Raw genomic sequence first — 21,411 nt, 5'->3', positions numbered from 1 at the left:
ATTATGGCATGAAGGTAACACCCCTTCCCATACCGAACAGGTAGGTTAAGCTTCAATGCGCCGATGGTACTGCAGGGGTAGCCTTGTGGGAGAGTAGGTTGTCGCCAGGTACACATGGTTTACTAGCTCAGTTGGTAGAGCACATGACTTTTAATCATGGTGTCCGGGGTTCGATTCCCCGGTAAGCCACCAAAAAGCACTTCTTTATGAAGTGCTTTTTTTATTTCCATTGATCAGCCATATTATGAAATATTTCAGCGTTATTTAATTCTCCTTGCAGATTATATACTATAGATATTAATTCATAAATTTCAGGAGTATTTGGATTTATGGATAAAAGTAATTTTAAAGCATCTAATGCTTTTTTTAATTTATTCTCATTTATTAATTGTTTAATGATACTTATTTGGTATTCAGTACTTTGGGCAGATAGATTTTCTTCTGTCATCATTTCTTCAAGAATAACTTTAATCTTATCTGTAGTAAAAGGTTTTTGTAAATAAGTAATAGCACCAAGTTTAGTACAATCCACTGCATTTTTAACCGTGGCAAAAGCCGTCATAATTACTACAGGAACAACTATTCCTTTAGAACGAATTCTTTTTAGAACCTCTGTTCCGCTTATCTCTGGCATCTTAATATCCAAAAATATTAAATCTACTGCTTCATTATCAATTATTTCTAATGCTTCATAACCATTAGTAGCTAGCAAAACTTCAAAATCATTTAATTCAAGATAGATCCTGAGTAATGTACGAATATTTTTTGTATCATCTACAACCAAAGCTTTTTTCATAGCTGCCCTCCTTTCTTAGATATCTATACCTTGTAATAATTTTAAATGTAATTTTCATCAATATTTTTAAGTCTACATATTACTATAAGGCTATAATCAATTAAAATCAACTATAAGATTATAAACGAATAACTATAAGTTATACACATAAAAGATATGATTAAATTATTGAGCATAAAGCATTATATATACTTTAAAATTATAGATTTAGTTCTATGAGTAAAATGAAGATAAACCAATATAAACAAAGAATGATAATGCTATAGTTCTTAAATAGAATATAACAAATAGGATAATGATTTTAAAATCACCTAGGCCACGTTGCACTATTCCCTATATTTGATTAAAATATGCATATGATATTAATATATTTAATATTAATATGTTTATTTAATAAACTCAAGTAAGGAGAACAAATTATGTATATAGTAATAATAGGGTGTGGTAGATTAGGCAGTGGACTTGCCATGGAATTATCTGATGAAGGACATGATGTTGTTATAATTGATAAGTACGCAAAAAATCTAGAGCGCCTTAGAGGTGGATTTAATGGAATTCGGATTAAAGGTGTAGAAATAGATAATGATACATTGATGGAAGCTGGAATAGATAAAGCGGATATATTTTTGGCTATGACCCCTACAGACAATATAAATATTATGGCTAGTCAAATTGCAAAGGATATATTTAAGGTACCTAAAGTAATAGCAAGAATCTATGATCCATCCAGGGAATCTATTTATAGAGAACTAGGATTACAAACTATAAGTCCAACTGAACTTGGTATAAATATAATTAAAAACAAAATAATAGATGAAAATTCAGATACTATGCTAATAATAGACAATGATATATCTATAGAAGAGATTACAATAAATAAACTTAAGTTTAATACAGTTTTAGAAATAGAGGATAAATTTGATTGTAGAGTATGTGCAGTTTGGAAAAACGGTGAATTTATAATACCAAGCAAAAACCAATCACTTGAAAAAGGTGATAAAATAATTTGCAGCATAAGTAAGGACAATAAGAAAAGGTTGGTAAGGGCAATAATGAGGGAGAAATTTATATGAGAGTAATAGTAGTTGGTGGTGGAAAGGTAGGGTACTATCTTATTAAAGCACTAAAAGAAAAGAAGCACTCAGTGGTATTAATAGAAAAAGACATAGAAATTTGTGAAAAGATTGCTGAAGAACTACAAGTATATGTAATATGTGGAGATGCTTCGGATATTGAAGTACTAAAGGATGCTAGTATAGAAGAAGTTGATGTAGTGGCTGCAGTAACAGGGAAAGATGAAGAAAATCTTGTGATATGCCAGATGGTTAAGGTTAATTTTAATATTAAGGAAACAATAGCTAGAATTAATAATCCTAAAAACACAGCAATCTTCAAGGCACTGGGAGTAAATAAGACAGTTTGTAGTACACAAGTAATTTGCAATTTAATAGAAGAAGAATTTAATGTAAATCATTAAAAGAAATATAAAGAAAGAAAATGTTAAAGAGAACTATAATTGGAGGAAAAATATATTATGACAAACAAAAAAGTTATAGGTGGGGTAATTACAGAAATAGGATACACATTAGTGTTCTTATTTATCCTATATGGAATTATTATGATTTTGGCAAGGTGATCATATGAAAAAAATAATAAAAGACTTTGATGATTTTAAACTAATAAATTTTTATGTAGGATATGTAATAGTAAGGACTTCAAGTTTAATGTTAATACCAATGATTACATCATTGATATTTAAGGAATGGAGCGCACTTTTAGATTTCACTATTAGTATGAGTATAGCTGTAAGTTTGGGTATATTACTTATGGCTACAGGTAGAAGTGTAATTGATAAGGCACAGGTGCAATGGAAACATGGATTAATAATTGCATCTAGTTCGTGGCTTATATTAACGTTTTTATGTGCTGTGCCATATGCGCTTAGTGGAAATACTGCATCATTTTTAGATGCAGTATTTGATGTTATGAGTGGATTTACAACAACGGGGGTTTTGCTTACTCAAGATATTGATCATCTGTCACTTGGATTAAATATGTGGAGACACATTATTACCTTTGTAGGGGGACAAGGGATGGTGGTGCTAGCCTTAAGCTTTATGGTAAACCATACATTAGGGGCTTATAAAATGTATGTTGGTGAAGGTAAGGATGCAGAGCTTGTACCTAATGTAAAGAATACAGCAAGGATAATCTGGAAAGTAAGTATAACATATTTAGTTGTAGGAACTCTTATGCTTTGGATTAATGGAATGGCTATAGGACTACAACCTGTAAGTGCTTTTTTTCATGGATTATTTATTTTTATGTCTGCATGGAGCACTGGTGGTTTTGCACCAATGTCTCAAAATATACTTTATTATCATAGTCTTTCATATGAACTATTAACAATGATTTTCTTTGTCATTGGCTCTTTAAATTTTGCATTGCACTATGCAGTATGGCAAGGTAAGAAAAATGAGATATTAAAAAATATTGAAACACAGAGTTTTTTTATTACAGCTTTAATTATATCTTTTTTAACTGCATTAAAACTAACAAACCTAGGTATATACAGTAATGGGATATCAATTTTCAGAAAAGTTGTTTATAATGTATTATCAGCACATACAACTACAGGGTTCGGTAATCTTTATGCCAGGCAGTTTGCTACGGAATGGGGAGACTTTCCTATTGTTATGCTTATAATAGCAATGCTTATAGGTGGATCAGCTTGTTCTACAGCAGGTGGGTTTAAAGGACTTAGGGTAGGATTGCTATTTAGAAGCATAGGTGCAGAAGTAAATAAGTTGATAAATTCCGATAGAAAAATAAGAATAGCTAAATTTCATCATATAAAGGAAATCATTTTAGAGGATGCAATGGTGAAGTCTGCTTACCTTATAATATTATGTTATATAATGCTATTTGTCGTAGGTACAACACTTGGAACCTACTATGGATATCCAGTTCTAAGCTCAGCTTTTGAAGCTGCATCAATTACAGGTAATGTAGGTTTATCCATTGGAATTACTTCACCTACAATGCCAACTTTACTTAAAGTATATTATATAATTGCAATGTATTTAGGAAGGCTAGAATTTATATCTGTATTTGCATTAATAGGAGTTACATTTGGAGGCATTAAAAGATTATGGTTAAGACTTTTAAAACAATAATATTTACTTGCATTTTAGTAGTTTCCTTTTCTACAATATGCATGGCAAAGGAGTATACAAATTATACTGAACTAATTGAAAATGGTAAGACGTTTGATAACACTAAAATTACATTAAAAGGTGAGGCTATTGGAGAATCCATGAAAAGAGGTGAATATTCATGGGTAAATATTAGCGATGGTAGCAATGCTATAGGCATATGGATTAAAAGTGATCAAGTTGAATTTATAAAAAACTTTGGAAGGTATGGACATAAGGGAGATACATTAAGTGCATACGGTACTTTTAATAGGGCATGTGCAGAGCATGGTGGTGATATGGATGTCCATCCAATCTCAGTTAAAATTGAAGAACATGGAGGGAAAGTAATAATTCCTATAAGTAGGAGCAAAGGTATTTTGGCTATAATGCTAGCAATCGGAGCACTATCTTCAATTTTTTTATATAAGAAATTTACTAAAAGCATTTCATATTGAAATGCTTTTTTTAGAAACTGATACAAAGGCTATTTAAATCTATAAGAAAGGAATGAGTAGAGTGAAAAAAATAAAATTTAATGATGTGCATATGAAAATTTTTGGTAAGTATAAATACAGTGACTATAAAGAAATTAAACCTAAAGAAATGATAATTAAGAATCTGTTTAAAACTATAATGATTATAAGTTTAGCCACTATAGTATCTCTGATATTTAGAGAAATTGGATTTCATGAGTCAAATGTAATTATAGTCTTTATTTTAGGAGTATTACTTGTGTCAACAAGTACAGATGGATATGCTTATGGTATTTTATCAGCAATAATTGGAGTGTTATCATTTAATTTTTTCTTTACTGTACCATACTATAGTTTTTTAGCTTACAGAGCTGATTATCCCGTTACCTTTGCCATAATGCTTATAGCTGCAATTATTACAAGTACTTTGACCTCAAGTGTTAAAACTCAAGCTAAAATATCTTTTATGCGGGAAAACAGAATGCAAATCTTATATAAAATTAACAAATCATTGCTTACAGCAAGAAATAAAAAACAAGTGGTTCATCTTTGTGGTGACAATTTAGTGGATATGTTTAACAGAGCTAATATGATAGCTATATTAGATGATAAAAACAATTTGCAAAAGCATTGTGATTATATGGTTAGTGGAGAAGCTGGTAGGGATATTTTCAAGTTAGATGTAGAGGGCGATGCAATTGAGAAATGTTTTATAACAGGTCAATCAGTAGGTATTAAAGCTGAAGTTATATCAGATACTGTTGGGTATTATCATCCAATAAAAGGACAAAATAAAATTCTTGGAGTTATTGGTATAGCGTGCCTAGAAGAAGATACTTTATCAAAAAGTGAAAAAATTCTTTTAGAGTCTGTTTCTACACAAATTGCGTTAGCTATTGAACGAGAAGATTTATATGAAAAGAAAAAACATATAAGTTTAGAGGCTGAAAGAGAAAGGCTTAGAGGTAATCTTTTAAGGTCAATTTCACATGATTTAAGAACCCCTCTAACAGGGATATTAGGATCTGTTTCTACCATTAGTGATAATTATGACATACTTGATAATGACACAAAGAAAGAGCTTCTTGAGATTATTTATGAAGATACAAGCTGGCTTATACATTCAGTTGAGAATATATTAAGCATGACACGGATAGATGAAGGTAAACTTGAAATTAAAAAAGATATAGAAGTTGTTGAAGAAATCGTTGCTGAATCCATATCGAGAGTTAAAAGATTTTCAGGGGAGCATAACATTGTTATTGATTTACCTAAAAACATGGTCCTATTATTCGTAGATGGATTGTTAATAGAACAAGTACTTATTAATTTAATTGACAATGCCATTAAGTACACACAAAAGGATTCCATTATAAAAGTTAAAGTTAAGGTGGAGCATGAAACTGTGATTTTTGATATATCTGACAATGGGAAAGGAATACCAGAAGAAGACATACCGTCAATATTTGATAGATTTTATACAAAGACAAAAGGGGATTGCCTAGAAAAGCGAGGCATAGGATTAGGATTAGCTATTTGTAAGTCGATTATAGAGGCTCATGATGGACGAATGGAAGCTTTAAATAATTCTTCTGGAGGAGCGACTTTTAGATTTACTTTACCTGAAACAAGGAGCGATGAAAATGGATATAAAGCCTTTGATTTTAATAGTTGAAGATGATAAACCAATTAAAAAATTTATGAAACTCTCCATAGAGGCACAGGGATACAAGTGCATTGAAACCGAATCTGGAATTACAGCTATAGCGCTTATTTTTTCTAACAATCCAGATATAATAGTTTTAGACTTAGGATTACCTGATATTGATGGACTTGATGTTATTAAGAAGGTAAGAGCGTCTACGAAAGCTAGGATTATAGTGGTTTCAGCCCGCGGACATGAAAGTGAGAAGGTTGAAGCTTTAGATTGTGGTGCAGATGATTACTTGACCAAGCCTTTTAGTGTAGCTGAGCTTTTAGCAAGAGTCAGAGTTGCCCTTAGGCATTTTAATGAGGATTCCAATTTGCAAAACAGTGTTCAATCAGTGTTTGTAGTTAAGGATTTTAAAATAGACTTTGAAAAACACCGAGCTACAATTTTAAATGAAGAAATACATTTAACACCGATGGAATTCAAGTTAATTGAGTTATTGTCAAGACATGCAGGTCGTGTACTAACTCATAAGTATATAATTGATGAGGTTTGGGGAAGTTATTTTGAAAATGAGACACAGTCTCTTAGGGTATTTATGGCTAATATAAGAAGAAAAATAGAGAAAAATCCTGGGGAACCTCAGTATATAATAACGGAGGTAGGAGTAGGGTATCGTTTAGTTGATGAATAATAATTAGAAGATGAAGCTTTTGGCTTTGTCTTTTTTTTATGAAAAAATTGAAATGTAATTTCTTAATACGAAATTTATACGCTAAGGATCATCTTCACAACATCTTTATACTGTTGTTGTTAGAATGAATACATAAGGTGATCAGAAGGAGGCGAAGTAAATTCATGATTGATGCAATATTTATAATAGTAACAGCACTTTGTTTTTTGCTAATACTGCCCTTTATTACTTGGTGTGAATCAGAAATAAATAAAAATCAACATATCACTTAAAGTAATAATTAAATGGAGGATGCTATGAAAATTTTAATTATAATGGCAATTTTATTGTTTTTGTATCTAGGATATGCATTACTTAATCCTGAGAAATTTTAATATTATAGTTTTTTATGTTTAAAAAGAATATATGGAGGATAGTTATATATGGACATTTTTCAAATTATATTAACGCTTATAATTTTTGTATTGCTTGTTATTCCAACTGGGAAATATATATATAAAGTTATAAATAATAAGAAGTGTTTTACAGATCCTTTTATGGACAAGGTAGACAACTTAATTTATAAGGTTACAGGGATAACTAAAGAAGAGATGACTTGGAAGCAATACGCTATTGCTTTCATTGTATCAAATATGGTTATGACTTTGATAGCATACTTAGTGCTCAGGGTTCAGGGAGTTCATTTTTTAAATCCCAATGGCAATAAAGCTATGGATGCATCACTTATTTTTAATACTATCTTTAGTTTTATTACAAATACAAACCTTCAACACTACAGTGGAGAATGGGGATTATCGTACTTAAGTCAAATGACAGTTATAAATTTCTTTATGTTTACCTCAGCGGCATCAGGATTTGCTGTTGCAGCAGCATTTATGAGAGGAATTACTGGGAAAACTAAAATGCTAGGTAACTTTTTCGTTGATTTAGTAAGAGTTACTACAAGGGTGTTAATTCCAATTTCAATAATAGTAACTATATTTTTAATGGTGCAAGGAGTTCCACAGACATTTTCACCAAATAAGGTTATTACGACCATAGAAGGAACTAAACAAGTTATTGGACTTGGACCTATAGCGTCTTTTGAAGCTATTAAACATTTAGGGACTAATGGAGGTGGTTTCTTTGGAGCTAATTCATCACACCCATTTGAAAATCCAACCCCTCTTACTAATTTAATAGAAATGTTAGCTATGATGCTTATACCTGGAGCTATAGTTTATTGTTTTGGGTTAATGGTAAAAAATAAAAAGCAAGGCTGGGCAATATTCGCAGCAATGTCTATATTGTTTGTAATATCTTTAGCAGTTTGCTTCCATTCTGAAAAGCTTGGGAACCCTGCAATTGCAAATCTCAATTTAAGTCAAGCCATGGGCAACATGGAGGGTAAAGAAATAAGGTTTGGACTTGCGGGCTCAACGTTATTTACAACAGTTACAACAGCATTCACTACCGGTTCTGTAAATAATATGCATGATTCATTAACACCCGTTGGTGGACTAGTTCCATTATGGCAGATGATGCTTAATGTAGTGTTTGGCGGTGAAGGTGTAGGTTTTATGAATATGATGATGTACGCAATATTAACAGTATTTTTGTGCGGACTAATGGTTGGACGGACACCAGAATTTTTAGGTAAAAAAATTGAGGCAAAGGAAATTATGTTAATATCTTTAGCCATACTAATACATCCTTTTATAATTCTTGTGCCGTCAAGTATAGCTGTACTTACTAGTCAAGGCCTTGCAGGAATAAGTAATCCAGGGTTTCATGGATTAACTCAAGTTCTTTATGAATTTACTTCTGCAGCAGCTAATAATGGTTCAGGTTTTGAAGGACTAGCAGATAATACTATGTTTTGGAATGTAAGTACAGGTCTTGTAATGTATGCAGGAAGATTTTTTGCCATGGTTATTCTTTTAGCTGTAGCTGGTTCTTTAGCATCAAAAAGACTCGTACCAGAATCGGATTCTACATTTAAAACAGATAACACTACATTTACTATAATATTAGTATTTATAGTTTTAATAATAGGCGCGTTAACATTCTTGCCCGCCATAGTATTAGGACCAATAGCGGAACATTTAACCACATTTCGTTAATGTTTCAGCACCGCATTTAATGATTTAGCACAATAAAATATAAGGAGTAAATAAATGAATAATATAGATGATAAAAAAAAGTTTATAAGCAAGAAGATTTTTAATGATGCAGTTAAGGATTCTTTTAAGAAGTTAAACCCTAAGTTTATGATAAAAAATCCTATTATGTTTATCGTTGAAATTGGATTTTTTATAACTTTATTTCTTACTTTTGTTCCTAACGCATTTGGTGATACAGGTACAAATTTAAGGGTATATAATGGATTAGTTGCTTTTATTCTTTTCACTACAGTTTTATTTGCTAACTTTGCAGAGGCAGTGGCGGAAGGAAGAGGTAAAGCTCAAGCTGAGAGTTTGAAGAAAACCAAAAGAGACACAATGGCCAAGCTTTTAGACAAAAATGGGAACGTAACAGTGACCAATGCATCGGAGATAAGAAAAGGAGATATTGTTCTTGTAGAAAATGGGGACATAATACCAAATGATGGTGAAATTATTTCGGGTCTTGCAGCGGTAGATGAGTCTGCTATAACAGGAGAATCAGCTCCTGTTATGAAGGAAGCTGGTGGAGATTTTAGTTCTGTTACTGGAGGAACTAAAGTGGTAAGTGATTGGCTTAAGGTCCAAATCACAGCAAGCCCTGGAGAATCTTTCCTTGATAAGATGATAAGTCTAGTTGAGGGCGCTTCAAGGCAAAAAACCCCCAATGAAATGGCATTAAATACATTGTTAATAGTACTCACAATGATTTTCCTAATGGTTATTGTTACCCTTGAGCCATTAGCTGCATACTCAGGTGTTAAAATTCCAACATCTACACTGATAGCATTACTTATATGTTTAATACCAACTACAATAGGTGCTTTATTATCAGCTATAGGAATTGCAGGTATGGATAGGGTTACAAGATTTAATGTAATTGCTATGTCAGGTAAAGCAGTTGAAGCCTGTGGAGATGTAGATGTTATGATTTTAGATAAGACAGGTACGATAACTTATGGTAATAGGCTTGCGGCAGAATTTATACCTGTATCTGGATGTGATGAAAATAAACTAATAAAATATGCATTAATATGTTCCCTAAAGGATGAAACTCCTGAAGGTAGATCCATAGTTGAGCTTGCGAGTAAACTTGGAGTAACAGTAGATGCAAATAATTATGAAGATGCTAAATTTATAGAATTTACTGCTCAAACTAAAATGAGTGGGTTAAATTTAACAGATGGAGAAATTATACGAAAAGGTGCTATTAGCAGCATCATAAAAATGGTGCAAGAACTTGGCGGGAAGGTTTCAAAGGATTTAGAAGTAGTTACAACAAAGATTTCTATGGCTGGTGGAACACCATTAATAGTTTGTGTAAATAGCGAAATACTTGGGGTTATTTATTTAAAGGATACTGTAAAACCAGGACTTACGCAAAGGTTTGAAAGATTAAGAAGTATGGGAATAAAAACTATTATGTGCACAGGAGACAATCCACTCACAGCGGCTACCATAGCAAGAGAAGCAGGAGTAGATGAATTTATTGCAGAGTGTACCCCAGAGGATAAAATTGATGTTATAAAAAAAGCACAAAGAGAAGGTAAACTTGTAGCTATGACTGGGGATGGTACTAATGATGCTCCAGCTCTTGCTCAAGCAGATGTTGGACTTGCAATGAATAGTGGAACAATTGCTGCAAAAGAAGCTGCTAACATGGTAGATTTAGATTCAGACCCTACTAAGATAATTGAAGTAGTAGAAATAGGTAAACAGTTACTTATAACCAGAGGAGCATTAACTACATTTAGTATAGCAAATGATGTTGCAAAGTATTTTGCTATAATACCAGCAATATTTACTGTTGCTATTCCAACAATGAGTGTATTAAATGTAATGAAGCTTGCCACACCTGCAAGTGCAATATTGTCAGCATTAGTGTTTAATGCAATAATAATACCTCTATTAATTCCAATAGCTATGAGAGGGGTAAAATATAAACCCGCAAAGGCGGAAGCTCTTCTCTTAAGAAATATATTAATTTATGGTGTAGGTGGAATTATGGTTCCATTCTTTGGGATTAAGATAATAGATATGATAATATTCCCACTGTTAAAAGCTCTTAATGTAGCATAAATTCTTGATGTAAAATAATTTAGGAGGATAAAAATAATGAAAGTATTAAAAAAATCAATATTAGTCAGCTTGACGCTTATGTTTGTGTGTGGTTTTGTATTTCCAACAGTAATGACTGGTGTAGGTCAGTTGTTTTTTAATAATAAGGCAAATGGAAGTATGCAAGTGGTGAATGGGCGTGAAGTGGGTTCTTTGCTTATAGGGCAAGAATTCACTGATGCTCGTTACTTTAAAGGAAGAATTTCAGCTGTAAACTATAATACTTACAAAGAAGGGGAGGAGGCTACATTGTCTTCTGGATCTGCAAATCTTGCATCCTCTAATATTGCACTAAAAGAGAGAATACAAAAGGATCTAGATGCATTTTTGAAGGCTAATCCAGAAGTTACGAAAGAAGATATTCCAGCAGATTTCTTAACAAGTTCAGGATCTGGTCTTGACCCTCATATAAGCATAGAAGCTGCAAAGATTCAAATACCAGGCATTTCAAAGGCTACAGGTATTGATAAAAGTGATTTAGAACAAATGGTTAAGAATAATACAGAGGAAAGACAACTTGGTGTGTTTGGAAATAGAAGAGTTAATGTGTTGAAACTCAATATAGAAGTCAATAATAAGATTCGCTAGTTGAGAACTTATAATTAAGAGCTGAGAGTTAAGAAAAATTAACTGTCAGCTCTTAATTTTTAATTGTGATCTTAATTAAAAGGTTCTATTATCAGGAATTACGTGTATTTCTATATCTTTTGCATGACGCAAAATTTTTGTCACTGAGGAGCCCCTAAATGCTATCTGCCAAATAGATCGGTTGGTGTGACCAATTATAAGTTGTGTGATATGTTTTTGTGAAGCAAATTTCACTAGTTCTTTAGAAACACTTTTACCGGTTAACGTTACAGTATCAGCACCGAGTTGCTTAGCTAACTGAAAATGGCTTTCTAAACTATCTAATTCTTTTTTTGATAGAGTAGGAGATAAAGCATGAGTACAGTTTACTGAGGCTACAATCCATTGACATTTATAACGTTTTGATATGCGAGCACCTCTTCTTATTAATTTTCTTCCAAAAGGATTAGCACTTACACAAACCATTACTCTTTCAGCAGTATGCCAGTTTTCTCTAATATCATGTTTTTTCATATACTCAGATAAATTATCATCAATTTCCTCGGCAATATGCCTTAAGGTTATTTCTCTTAAGGCATTTAAATTTCCACCTCTAAAAAAGTTTTTTAATGCTCTTGCAGTATTTTCTTGTTTATAAATATCACCTCTTTTTAATCTAGTTTGTAGTGAGGCTGGAGTAATATCTATAACAACTACTTCATCAGCATTTTCAACTATAATATCAGGAATGGTTTCTCTTACTGTTATACCTGTTATTTGATTTACAATATCATTAAGACTTTCTAGATGTTGAATATTCAAAGTAGTAAGTACATCTATTCCATGTCCTAGTATTTCTAAAACATCTTCATATCTTTTTTTGTTTTTTGAACCAGGTGCATTAGTATGTGCTAGTTCATCTATAAGAACTATTTTGGGGTTGCGTTTTAATACTTCATCTAAATCAATTTCTTCTAAAATCATGTTATTGTAGTTTATTTTTTTTCTTGGTAATACCTCAAGAGAAGCCACTTGAGAATTAGTTTCGGCTCTTCCATGGCTTTCAAGATAACCGATAACAATATCTTGTCCTCTAGCAAGCATTCGATTAGCTTCATTGAGCATGGAGTAAGTTTTTCCAACACCAGGAGCGTAGCCTAAAAATATTTTTAAATGTCCTTTTATCTTTTCTTTTTCTAGAAATACTAATGCCTCTTCAGGAGTAATCCGTTTAAAAGAATTATTACTCATTTTATATCAATCCTTTATTTATAAAATTTTGGTTATTTAATGGCATTTCAGCTTCAAATAAGATGAATAGCTACGCATGTGATGATTCAAGTAAAAAGTTTTGAATTTAAAACATATATTCATTATACAATTAATTTATATTTTTTTAAAATTAGCAAGTAAAAGTATAGAATGCATGGAAAGCATTGATATGTAAGGGTTTCATCAAAAAAACAACCTTAAATAATAAAATCTTAACACAACGTTTATACGCTACACTGTATCTTTATACCTTCTTAATAGCAAAAATATAGCGATTTTGATAAAATATAATTATCAAATAAAGAGAGAAAGGGTAGTTTAAGGTGAGGAAATGTTAACAAATATGAATAGGGAAAACTTTATGCAAAACAACATACAAGAGGCTATTAGTGCAATAAAATCAAATAAATATGATCTAGCACTTAAATACTTATATTCAGAGATGCTTGAAAATGATCATTCAGCAGTGGTGTATAATTTATTAGGAGTTATTTCAGAATATAAAAGAGATGAATCTATGGCTTGTATATATTATAGAGCTGCATACGTGTTTGATCCAACTTACAAGCCAGCAGATAAAAATTTAGAAAAATTAACTTCGTATTTTTATAAATTTAATGAAAAAAATATAGACTTCGGAGATACTATTGAGAAAATAACATTATTAGCTTAAAATAATGATATATATAAACATAAGATAAGAAGGGTGTGATGGTTTGTTTCAATTCATGGTTGTGTTTTTTACAAAAGATCAAGTAACGAATTTTTTTAATGATACAGCATACCATAAATTAAAGTATGTGGGTATTGCTATTGGAGTTTTTATATTCTTTGTATTACTAAAAAAAATATTTGCAAAGTACGTATTCAAGATAATATTAAGATTTGTTGATAAAACAAGATTTAATGCAGATACAAAAATAGTAGAAGCATTTCAAAAACCTGTAACTAATTTTTTTGAAGTATTAGGGTTTTACTTTGGTTTTAGAGTTTTGGTTATGGCAGATATACCAATTAGTATTATATTTATAGATAAGATGTTCAGTTCTGTGGTAATAATATTAATTTGTTGGGGTTTATGTAACCTTTCTGGAGAATCTTCTTTGTTATTTGAGAGGATGCATAAGGCATATGATATAAAGGTAGATAAAATATTATTTCCATTTATATCAAAGACACTGACCTTGGTAATAATTGCATTAGCTATTACTATAATAGCTGAAAAATGGGGATATAACATTCAAGGGTTTGTTACGGGACTTGGACTCGGTGGACTTGCTTTTGCACTAGCAGCTAAAGATGCAGCAGCTAATGTTATTGCAGGTATCTTTATAATATTAGATAAACCCTTTTCTATAGGGGACTGGGTTAATTGCGATGGGCTAGAAGGAACTATAGAGGATATTTCTTTTAGAACTACCAAAATAAGAACTGTGGATAATGCATTAATAACAGTGCCCAATTCAAAGCTTGCCAATGAACCTGTAACGAATTTCAGTAGAAGAGGTAAACGAAGAGTTAATTTCGATTTAGAAATAAACTACAAAACTTCTAAAGAGAAACTACAAATTTGCGTGGATAGTATACGACATATGGTAGAGAATCATCCACAGGTAAGTAAGAAAGATATCATAGTTAGATTTGACAAACTAAGTGCCGCTAGTTTAGATGTACGTGTATGCTTTTTTACTGAAACAGCAAAGTATGATGAGTATCTTAAAATAAAAGAAGAGGTTAACTTTAATATAGCAGAGATTCTTCAGCAAGAAGGAGTTTTAATGGCTTTTCCAAGCAGAAGTATATATTTAGAAGGATCATATACCAAAAATAAGGAACAAGAAATTGACTTAATAAACATAGATGAGAAGGTAGAAAAACTATATAATGACGAAGATAAACATGAAGATAGTAAAGAGACTTTGGCGTAAAAACCTAAGGTCTCTTTTGAAATTGTATAGCATCACAGTTTTTTCAAAGATTACCTAGGATATTGGAGGAAAAAGTGGTTTCATATAGAATAAATATAAATATAAACTAAAGGTTTAAGTAGGAGGAAGTTATGGACGAGCTGCAATTATTAAAAACATTATGCATGGCACATGCGCCAAGTGGAAGAGAACACTGGATTCACCCATTAATTAAGGAAGCTTTTGAGCCTTACTGTGAAGTTAAGGAAGGGAATGTAAATAATTTATATGCTATAAAAAAAGGTAACAAAGATGTAGCACGAAAAAGCATAATGCTTATGGCACATTCTGATGAAGTTTTTCTTATGATAACAGAGATTATGGCTAATGGTTTCTTAAAGTTCATAGGTAATGGAATTGACCCAAAGACATTAGTTTCACAGGAAGTTGTTGTGCATGGAAAAAAACAAATAGATGGTATTATAGGGATTAAGCCACCACATCTTATGAATGATGAGGAAAGAGAAAAGGCAGTTACTATTGAAGGTCTATTAATTGATACAGGGTATAGCAAAGAAGAAATACAGATCAGTGTAAATATAGGAGACTACGTTACATTAAAGAGAGATTTTTATGAACTATTAAATGATAACGTAACTTGTAAAGCTACTGATGACAGAGCAGGTATTGTAGCTATGTATTCTTGTTGCAAAGAATTAGAAAAAATAAACCATGACATGGACGTTTATTTTGTAGCCTCTTGTCAAGAGGAAGTTGGGCATAGAGGAGCTAAGATGGCCAGCTATGATTTAAATCCAACTCTTGCTATAGCAATAGATGTTACTTTTGATAATGGTCCTATGGGCGACACAGACAGAGAAAACAAACTAGGAGGAGGGCCTGTTATATGTATTGGGCCAAATATTCATCCTAAGTTTAGAGCAAGGCTTATGGAAATAGCAGACGAGTATTCTATTTCCTATAATGTAGAGGTTGAATCTGGTAATACAGGAACAGATGCTTGGGATATCCAAGTAACTAGAGGCGGTATTCCAACGCTATTAATATCTATACCAATTAAGTACATGCATACTTCAGTTGAAATTATAAACATGAAGGATATTATAAATACAGGAAGATTAATAGCTAAGTTTATTGAAAAGGTAAGTAGCGAGGAAGTGGGTGAATTACTATGCTTTTAGAAAAACTGTGTAATGCTACAGGTCCTTCAGGCTTTGAGGGAGAAGTAAGAGATATTATAAAAGATGAAATAAAGAATTATGTGGATGAGATGAAAGTAGACGTCATGGGTAATATTATCGCTCATAAAAAAGGTAAGGGTAAAAAGGTGCTTATAGATGCTCATATGGATGAAGTAGGATTTATCATTACTGGATATAATGAAGATGGAACTTTAAGATTTGAAGCATTAGGTGGAATTAATGGTAAAGTACTTTTATCTAAAGTCGTATTAATAGGTGAAAATAAAATACCGGGAGTAATAGGATTTAAACCAATACATCTACAAAATGGTGACGAGAGAAAAAAGAATGTGCGAGCTAGCCAATGTTGTATTGATGTAGGATTAAGTTCTAAAAAGGAAGCTAAAAGGGTTATTAAAATCGGAGAATTTGCAGTATTTGATGTGAAGTACGGTGAATTTGGAGATGGACTGGTTAAGGGAAAAGCTTTTGATGATAGAATGGGCTGCGCTGTGGCTATAGAAATATTAAGAGAAAGTTATGATTGCGACCTTTATGTTAGTTTCAATGTGCAAGAAGAAGTAGGAGAGCGAGGAGCTTTTGTTTCTGGATATAATGTAAATCCAGATATATCAGTAGCCTTAGAGGGAACTATATGTGCAGATATGCCAAATGTCCCTAAGCATCTAAGTGCTACAGAAATAGGAAAAGGACCAGCTTTATCTATTATGGATAGAACTAGTATTTTTAATGATGATATTTTACAAGAATTAATAGAGGTAGCAAAAGCAAAAGATATACCATATCAGCTCCGGAGAGCTATTGCTGGCGGAAATGATGCAGGTGCCATACTTATGTCAAAAGATGGTGCAAAGGTTGCTACAGTATCAGTGCCTTGTAGATATATACACTCTTCTGTTTCAGTAGCAAGTATGGAAGACTATAAAAATGCAGTAGGACTTATGATTGGGTGGCTAAAAACTCTTTAAGATTATTAGGAAAGTGAGGATTAATTATGGATATAATATTAGAAAAACTAGTTAGTGCATTTGGCGTTAGTGGTCATGAAGAAGAAGTTAGAGAAGCTATAAGGGAAGAGTTAAAGGATGTTAATTGTGATATAACAGAAGACAAGATGGGAAATTTAATAGTTAAAATAGGAAAAGGCACCGAAAAGGTAATGCTTTGTGCTCATATGGATGAGATAGGTCTTATAGCTACATATATAGATGAAAAAGGATTTGTACGAGTAAGTAATGTTGGAGAAATTCGGCCTTCAGAAATAGTACACAATTTTGTTGTATTTCAAAAGGGTGCTATGGGAAAGGTCGCTTCTGCAAAATCAGAGCCTAAAGTAGAAGACTTATTCATAGATCTTGGTGTGACTTCAAGGGAAGAGGCATTAAAGATAGTTAAGGAAGGGGAAACCGCATGCCTTTTATGTGATGGAATGGAAATAGAAGACAAGATAATGAGTCCTTCTTTGGATAACAGGGTTGGTTGTTACATTCTTCTTAAAATAATAAAGGAAATCAAAGAGTCTAATAGAGAATTATATTTTGTATTTTCTACTCAAGGAGAACTTGGAGGACGAGGAGCAAGAGCAGCGGCTTATGCTATAGAGCCAGATTATTGTATTGTAATAGATACACAAGAGACAGGAGATTACATTGGTGGCGAAGGAAACTTAGAACTTGGAAAAGGCCCAATAATTAAGATAAAAGATGCTAATCTAATTATGCATCATGAAATAAAAGAAATGATAGAAATGGCAGCACAAAGATCAGAAATTAAAGTTCAATATGGCGTATCAAAAGATAGGACAGATGGCGGAAACATACACAAGGAAAGAGGGGGAATACGAACAGGGGTAATTTCGATTCCTTGTAGATATAATCATTCTATATCAGAAATGATAAGTATGAAGGATGTAGAAGATACTATAAAACTACTAAGAGAAATCATATAAAACCCATAAAAAAGTCATGTAAAAATCATATAAAGCTAATAAGGGAATTGGGAAAGCTATTGCTCCCAATTCCCCTATTTTATTATAAAGACTATTATAAAAAGCTTAATAACAACATTACGTTAAGTGCAGTTACTATAAGTCCAATGATCCAAAGAGTTATTTTATCAAATTTGCTGTTTACATACTTGCCCATAACTTTTTTAGAAGAAGTCAAATATATTTGGAGGAATATTGTTATAGGAAGTTGGATACTTAAAAGCATCTGTGAGTATATGAGCCCCTTAAATGGTGAACTTATGAAAAGGATAGCTATGGCAGCACCCACTAAAGTAATCGCAACTCCAAGCTTAGTATGTACATCGTTAATATCATAAGGTTCACCAAATATTCCTGCAAAAATGCTACCGCCCGCCATACCAGCGGTAACAGATGAGGCAATACCGGCAAAGAGTAGTGCTAAAGCGAAAACTATTGATGCAGTACTACCAAGCAAGGGTGTAAGCATTTGTTGAGCTTGACTAAGTTCATTAACTTGAATTTTTTGCATAAAGAAAGTAGTTGCCGCAATAAGTATCATAGCACTATTTATAGCCCAACCTACTATCATTGATAAGAATGTATCCATAAAATCAAGCTTAAAACCAGAAGAGTCCCTAGTTTTATAGGTATACCAAATAGCATGTTTAAGGCAATAGCGCCACCGAGAAGTTCTGCAAGGGCAGTTGATATTGCGGCCAGCACAGCAGAGCCAAGGACTACTTTGTTTAGCTTTGGGTTTAATGTGGAAGTAGATGCTTCTGCTATACAACTACCTGTAACAATTCCAAGGTGGGCAGCATTATGCTGAAGAACAATAAGCATAATGGTTGAAAGGGTTACCATCCAAAGTAAAGTATATCCATAACTGGCACCGGCAGAGACATTTGCTGCCCAGTTACCAGGGTCTATAAATCCAACAGCAACAAGTAGTCCAGGTCCAATATACTTTATAAAATCTAGTGCCATAAATTTAGGTTTATGGTCTTTTTTTGACAGATTTTTAATAAATGATAATTTCACAATAACACATCCATTCTAAATAACAATTACTATATAGTATATATTATATAGTAGTTGTTATTTTTATCAATATAAGTCCACAACAATAAAGATATTAAATTTTCATATCAATTACATATTTAAGATATTAAATACTATTATGGCATAAACAATGTCTAAAATTCTTATTTGTTCACTAAAAGTATACAGATAAGTAAGAGATAATTAACAGCATAACATAGTGTTTATTAAAAAATAGTGTTATAATAATACTAATGAAGTTTGCTTTGTTGGAGTTGAGTTATCTTTTGTAATTCATACTAAGATAAAGCCTTTTTCATAAATGCAAGGGTAAATTGATTATTGTCTGAATTTTTGGAAATAATTATATATATGCTTGTTATTTTTAATAAGTAAAATTAATTATTTGGATACTATATAATATATTATAACAGATTAATATAGCCAATTTAGTGGCTACTTAGGAGGATTTATTATGGCAATTAGTTTAAAAAAAGGTCAGAAGGTAGATTTAACTAAATCTAACCCAGGTCTTAGTAATGTTATTGTTGGACTTGGATGGGATACTAATAAATATGATGGGGGAGCTTCCTTTGATTTAGATGCAGCTGCGTTCTTGGTTGGTGCAAATGGGAAAGTAACTTCTGATAATGACTTTATATTTTACAATAACCCAAAGGATGCTGCAGGATCTGTAACACATTTAGGAGACAATAAAACTGGTGATGGTGATGGTGATGACGAACAAATTAAGATTGAATTAAGTAAAGTGCCTTCTTCTATTGAAAAGATTAATTTTACAGTAACTATTCATGAAGCAGCGCAAAGGTGTCAAAATTTTGGACAAGTTTCCAATGCATTTATAAGAATTTTTAATGAAAATAGCAATGAGGAATTAATAAGATATGATTTAAGTGAAGACTATAGTATTGAAACTGCAGTAGTAGTGGCAGAACTATATCGTAACAATGGAGAATGGAAGTTCAGCGCAGTAGGAAGTGGATTTGAGGGCGGATTAACTGCACTTTGTAATAATTTTGGAATTAGTGTAGACTAAATTACTATTTGAATAATGAAACATTCAAGGAGGAGTAAGTATGACAATTAATTTAAGTAAAGGTCAAAAAATCGATTTAACTAAGAGCAACCCAAGTTTGAAGAAAGCAGTTATAGGGCTTGGCTGGGATACAAATAAATATTCAGGTGGAGGAGAGTTTGATTTAGATGCTTCAGCCTTTTTAGTAGGTTCAAATGGTAAAACTAATAATGACTTAGATTTTATATTTTACAATAATTTAGAGCATTCAACAGGAGCTGTCATACACACTGGTGATAATAGAACTGGAGAAGGTGACGGAGATGATGAACAATTAATTGTTGAGTTTGCAAAGGTACCTTCAGATATTGATAAAATTGCAATTACTGTAACTATACATGATGCAATAGCTCGTGCGCAAAACTTTGGTCAGATTTCAAATGCATTTGTAAGAGTTGTAAATGAAGAAACTAATGAAGAAGTATTAAGATACGATTTATCAGAAGATTTCTCAGTGGAAACTGCTCTGGTATTTTGCGAAATATATCGTAACAATGGAGAATGGAAATTTAGTGCAACAGGAAGTGGTTTTCAAGGAGGCCTTTCTGCCCTTTGTAAAAACTATGGTCTTGATGCATAAAATAATAGGTGAGAAAGTAAGTACGATAGATATTTAAAGGAGATGGAGATAATGGGTATAAATTTACAAAAGGGCCAAAGAATAAGCCTAACAAAAGATAATCCAGGTTTGAAAAAGGTAATGGTTGGTCTTGGATGGGATCCAGTACAACAAGCAGCCAAAGGGATGCTTGGGGGATTATTTGGAGGAAAACAAGCAGCTATAGATTGTGATGCTTCTGTGATTATGCTAGATGCCAATGATAAGCTAAGATCAAAAGATTCCTTGGTATACTTTGGAAACCTTAAAAGTAAATGCGGCAGTGTTCAGCATATGGGAGACAATCTTACTGGTGATGGCGATGGTGATGATGAGCAAGTTGCAGTTGATCTATCAAATATACCAGGAGATATAGCTAAATTAGTTTTTGTAGTTAACATATATGCTGCAAAGGAGCGTAAACAGCATTTTGGTATGATACAAAACGCGTTTATACGTTTAGTAAATACTTCAGATAATGTGGAAATACTTCGCTTCAACTTAACAGATCAATATGCTGATAAGACTGGACTATTTGTTGCTGAGATTTATCGCAATAATGGAGAATGGAAATTTGTAGGCCTAGGAGAAGGGGATACTTCTTCTGGACTAGGTGATATGATTAAAAAATACCAATAGTCTAAAACAATCATAGATAAATGTATTGA

20 protein-coding genes, 1 tRNA gene, 1 rRNA gene and 1 pseudogene are annotated in these 21,411 nt (G+C 32.2%); 20 read left to right on the top strand and 3 right to left on the bottom strand.

Going from position 1 to position 21,411, the window contains the following annotated elements; all coding sequences use genetic code 11:
* A 5S ribosomal RNA gene (gene rrf, locus LGK97_RS17300) occupies window positions 1-110 on the top strand; the annotation flags it as partial.
* A gap of 6 nt (window positions 111-116) precedes the next feature.
* Window positions 117-192, top strand: a tRNA-Lys gene (locus LGK97_RS17295).
* A 28-nt stretch (window positions 193-220) separates the two neighbouring features.
* Here the strand turns inward: LGK97_RS17295 and LGK97_RS17290 are convergent.
* A complete protein-coding gene (locus tag LGK97_RS17290) occupies window positions 221-796 on the bottom strand; it encodes a response regulator (RefSeq protein ID WP_226261077.1) in 576 nt (191 codons plus the stop codon).
* 419 nt (window positions 797-1,215) lie between these two features.
* Between LGK97_RS17290 and LGK97_RS17285 the strand changes: the two genes are divergently transcribed.
* The 10 genes from LGK97_RS17285 (at window position 1,216) to kdpC (ending at window position 11,658) form a co-directional block, all read left to right on the top strand.
* A complete protein-coding gene (locus LGK97_RS17285) occupies window positions 1,216-1,869 on the top strand; it encodes a potassium channel family protein (RefSeq protein ID WP_226261075.1) in 654 nt (217 codons plus the stop codon).
* The gene (locus LGK97_RS17280; RefSeq protein WP_226261073.1) at window positions 1,866-2,273 is read left to right on the top strand and encodes a potassium channel family protein; all 408 of its coding nucleotides are present in this window, start codon (window positions 1,866-1,868) and stop codon (window positions 2,271-2,273) included. Before LGK97_RS17285 ends, LGK97_RS17280 begins: the two co-directional genes overlap by 4 nt.
* Window positions 2,274-2,436: 163 nt before the next feature.
* Window positions 2,437-3,972 carry a TrkH family potassium uptake protein gene (locus tag LGK97_RS17275; RefSeq protein WP_226261071.1) on the top strand — a complete coding sequence of 512 codons (1,536 nt, stop codon included), beginning with the start codon at window positions 2,437-2,439 and terminating at the stop codon, window positions 3,970-3,972.
* The gene (locus LGK97_RS17270; protein WP_226261069.1) at window positions 3,948-4,448 is read left to right on the top strand and encodes a hypothetical protein; all 501 of its coding nucleotides are present in this window, start codon (window positions 3,948-3,950) and stop codon (window positions 4,446-4,448) included. The genes LGK97_RS17275 and LGK97_RS17270 overlap by 25 nt, the downstream gene beginning before the upstream one ends.
* A 61-nt stretch (window positions 4,449-4,509) precedes the next feature.
* Window positions 4,510-6,141, top strand: a complete 1,632-nt coding sequence (locus tag LGK97_RS17265; protein WP_226261067.1) for an ATP-binding protein — start codon at window positions 4,510-4,512, stop codon at window positions 6,139-6,141.
* Window positions 6,110-6,811, top strand: a complete 702-nt coding sequence (locus LGK97_RS17260) for a response regulator (protein ID WP_226261065.1) — start codon at window positions 6,110-6,112, stop codon at window positions 6,809-6,811. The genes LGK97_RS17265 and LGK97_RS17260 overlap by 32 nt, the downstream gene beginning before the upstream one ends.
* Before the next feature lie 284 nt (window positions 6,812-7,095).
* Window positions 7,096-7,185: a K(+)-transporting ATPase subunit F gene (gene kdpF, locus LGK97_RS20055; protein ID WP_413228447.1), complete on the top strand. Its 90-nt coding sequence runs from the start codon at window positions 7,096-7,098 to the stop codon at window positions 7,183-7,185.
* A 48-nt stretch (window positions 7,186-7,233) separates the two neighbouring features.
* A complete protein-coding gene (kdpA, locus tag LGK97_RS17250) occupies window positions 7,234-8,913 on the top strand; it encodes a potassium-transporting ATPase subunit KdpA (protein WP_226261063.1) in 1,680 nt (559 codons plus the stop codon).
* 54 nt (window positions 8,914-8,967) lie between these two features.
* Window positions 8,968-11,031 (top strand): potassium-transporting ATPase subunit KdpB, encoded by a 2,064-nt coding sequence (kdpB, locus tag LGK97_RS17245; RefSeq protein ID WP_226261061.1) that lies wholly within the window; start codon window positions 8,968-8,970, stop codon window positions 11,029-11,031.
* A 36-nt stretch (window positions 11,032-11,067) separates the two neighbouring features.
* A complete protein-coding gene (gene kdpC, locus LGK97_RS17240; protein ID WP_226261059.1) occupies window positions 11,068-11,658 on the top strand; it encodes a potassium-transporting ATPase subunit KdpC in 591 nt (196 codons plus the stop codon).
* A 75-nt stretch (window positions 11,659-11,733) separates the two neighbouring features.
* On the opposite strand, the gene LGK97_RS17235 is transcribed toward kdpC, so the two are convergent.
* Window positions 11,734-12,888 carry a universal stress protein gene (locus tag LGK97_RS17235; protein WP_226261048.1) on the bottom strand — a complete coding sequence of 385 codons (1,155 nt, stop codon included), beginning with the start codon at window positions 12,886-12,888 and terminating at the stop codon, window positions 11,734-11,736.
* Between the two features lie 382 nt (window positions 12,889-13,270).
* Here LGK97_RS17235 and LGK97_RS17230 point away from each other — a divergent pair, with 382 nt between their 5' ends.
* From LGK97_RS17230 to LGK97_RS17210, 5 genes are all read left to right on the top strand, one after another.
* Window positions 13,271-13,582 (top strand): hypothetical protein, encoded by a 312-nt coding sequence (locus tag LGK97_RS17230; protein ID WP_226261046.1) that lies wholly within the window; start codon window positions 13,271-13,273, stop codon window positions 13,580-13,582.
* 43 nt (window positions 13,583-13,625) lie between these two features.
* Entirely contained in the window at window positions 13,626-14,837 is a 1,212-nt protein-coding gene (locus LGK97_RS17225) for a mechanosensitive ion channel family protein (protein ID WP_226261044.1), read from the top strand.
* 131 nt (window positions 14,838-14,968) lie between these two features.
* Window positions 14,969-16,018, top strand: a complete 1,050-nt coding sequence (locus LGK97_RS17220) for a M42 family metallopeptidase (protein WP_226261042.1) — start codon at window positions 14,969-14,971, stop codon at window positions 16,016-16,018.
* Window positions 16,009-17,007 carry a M42 family metallopeptidase gene (locus tag LGK97_RS17215; RefSeq protein WP_226261040.1) on the top strand — a complete coding sequence of 333 codons (999 nt, stop codon included), beginning with the start codon at window positions 16,009-16,011 and terminating at the stop codon, window positions 17,005-17,007. The genes LGK97_RS17220 and LGK97_RS17215 overlap by 10 nt, the downstream gene beginning before the upstream one ends.
* Window positions 17,008-17,033: 26 nt before the next feature.
* A complete protein-coding gene (locus LGK97_RS17210) occupies window positions 17,034-17,987 on the top strand; it encodes a M42 family metallopeptidase (protein WP_226261038.1) in 954 nt (317 codons plus the stop codon).
* A gap of 94 nt (window positions 17,988-18,081) precedes the next feature.
* Here LGK97_RS17210 and LGK97_RS17205 read toward each other — a convergent pair.
* Window positions 18,082-18,995, bottom strand: a pseudogene (locus tag LGK97_RS17205) (Nramp family divalent metal transporter).
* Between the two features lie 526 nt (window positions 18,996-19,521).
* On the opposite strand from LGK97_RS17205, the gene LGK97_RS17200 reads away from it, so the two are divergent.
* Genes LGK97_RS17200 through LGK97_RS17190 form a run of 3 tightly spaced genes read left to right on the top strand, consistent with a single transcriptional unit; the run spans window position 19,522 to window position 21,382 of the window.
* Complete coding sequence (locus LGK97_RS17200) at window positions 19,522-20,106, top strand: TerD family protein (RefSeq protein ID WP_413228449.1); 585 nt, start codon at window positions 19,522-19,524, stop codon at window positions 20,104-20,106.
* Window positions 20,107-20,146: 40 nt separating this feature from the next.
* The gene (locus LGK97_RS17195) at window positions 20,147-20,725 is read left to right on the top strand and encodes a TerD family protein (RefSeq protein WP_226261034.1); all 579 of its coding nucleotides are present in this window, start codon (window positions 20,147-20,149) and stop codon (window positions 20,723-20,725) included.
* Between the two features lie 51 nt (window positions 20,726-20,776).
* Window positions 20,777-21,382: a TerD family protein gene (locus LGK97_RS17190; RefSeq protein WP_226261032.1), complete on the top strand. Its 606-nt coding sequence runs from the start codon at window positions 20,777-20,779 to the stop codon at window positions 21,380-21,382.
* The last annotated feature ends 29 nt before the right edge of the window (window positions 21,383-21,411 follow it).

It is taken from the genome of Clostridium sp. CS001 (assembly GCF_020443565.1).
GTDB lineage: Bacteria > Bacillota > Clostridia > Clostridiales > Clostridiaceae > Clostridium_AD.
The sequence above is the reverse complement of the archived record's forward strand: the minus strand, read 5'-3'. Positions and strand labels throughout refer to the sequence as shown.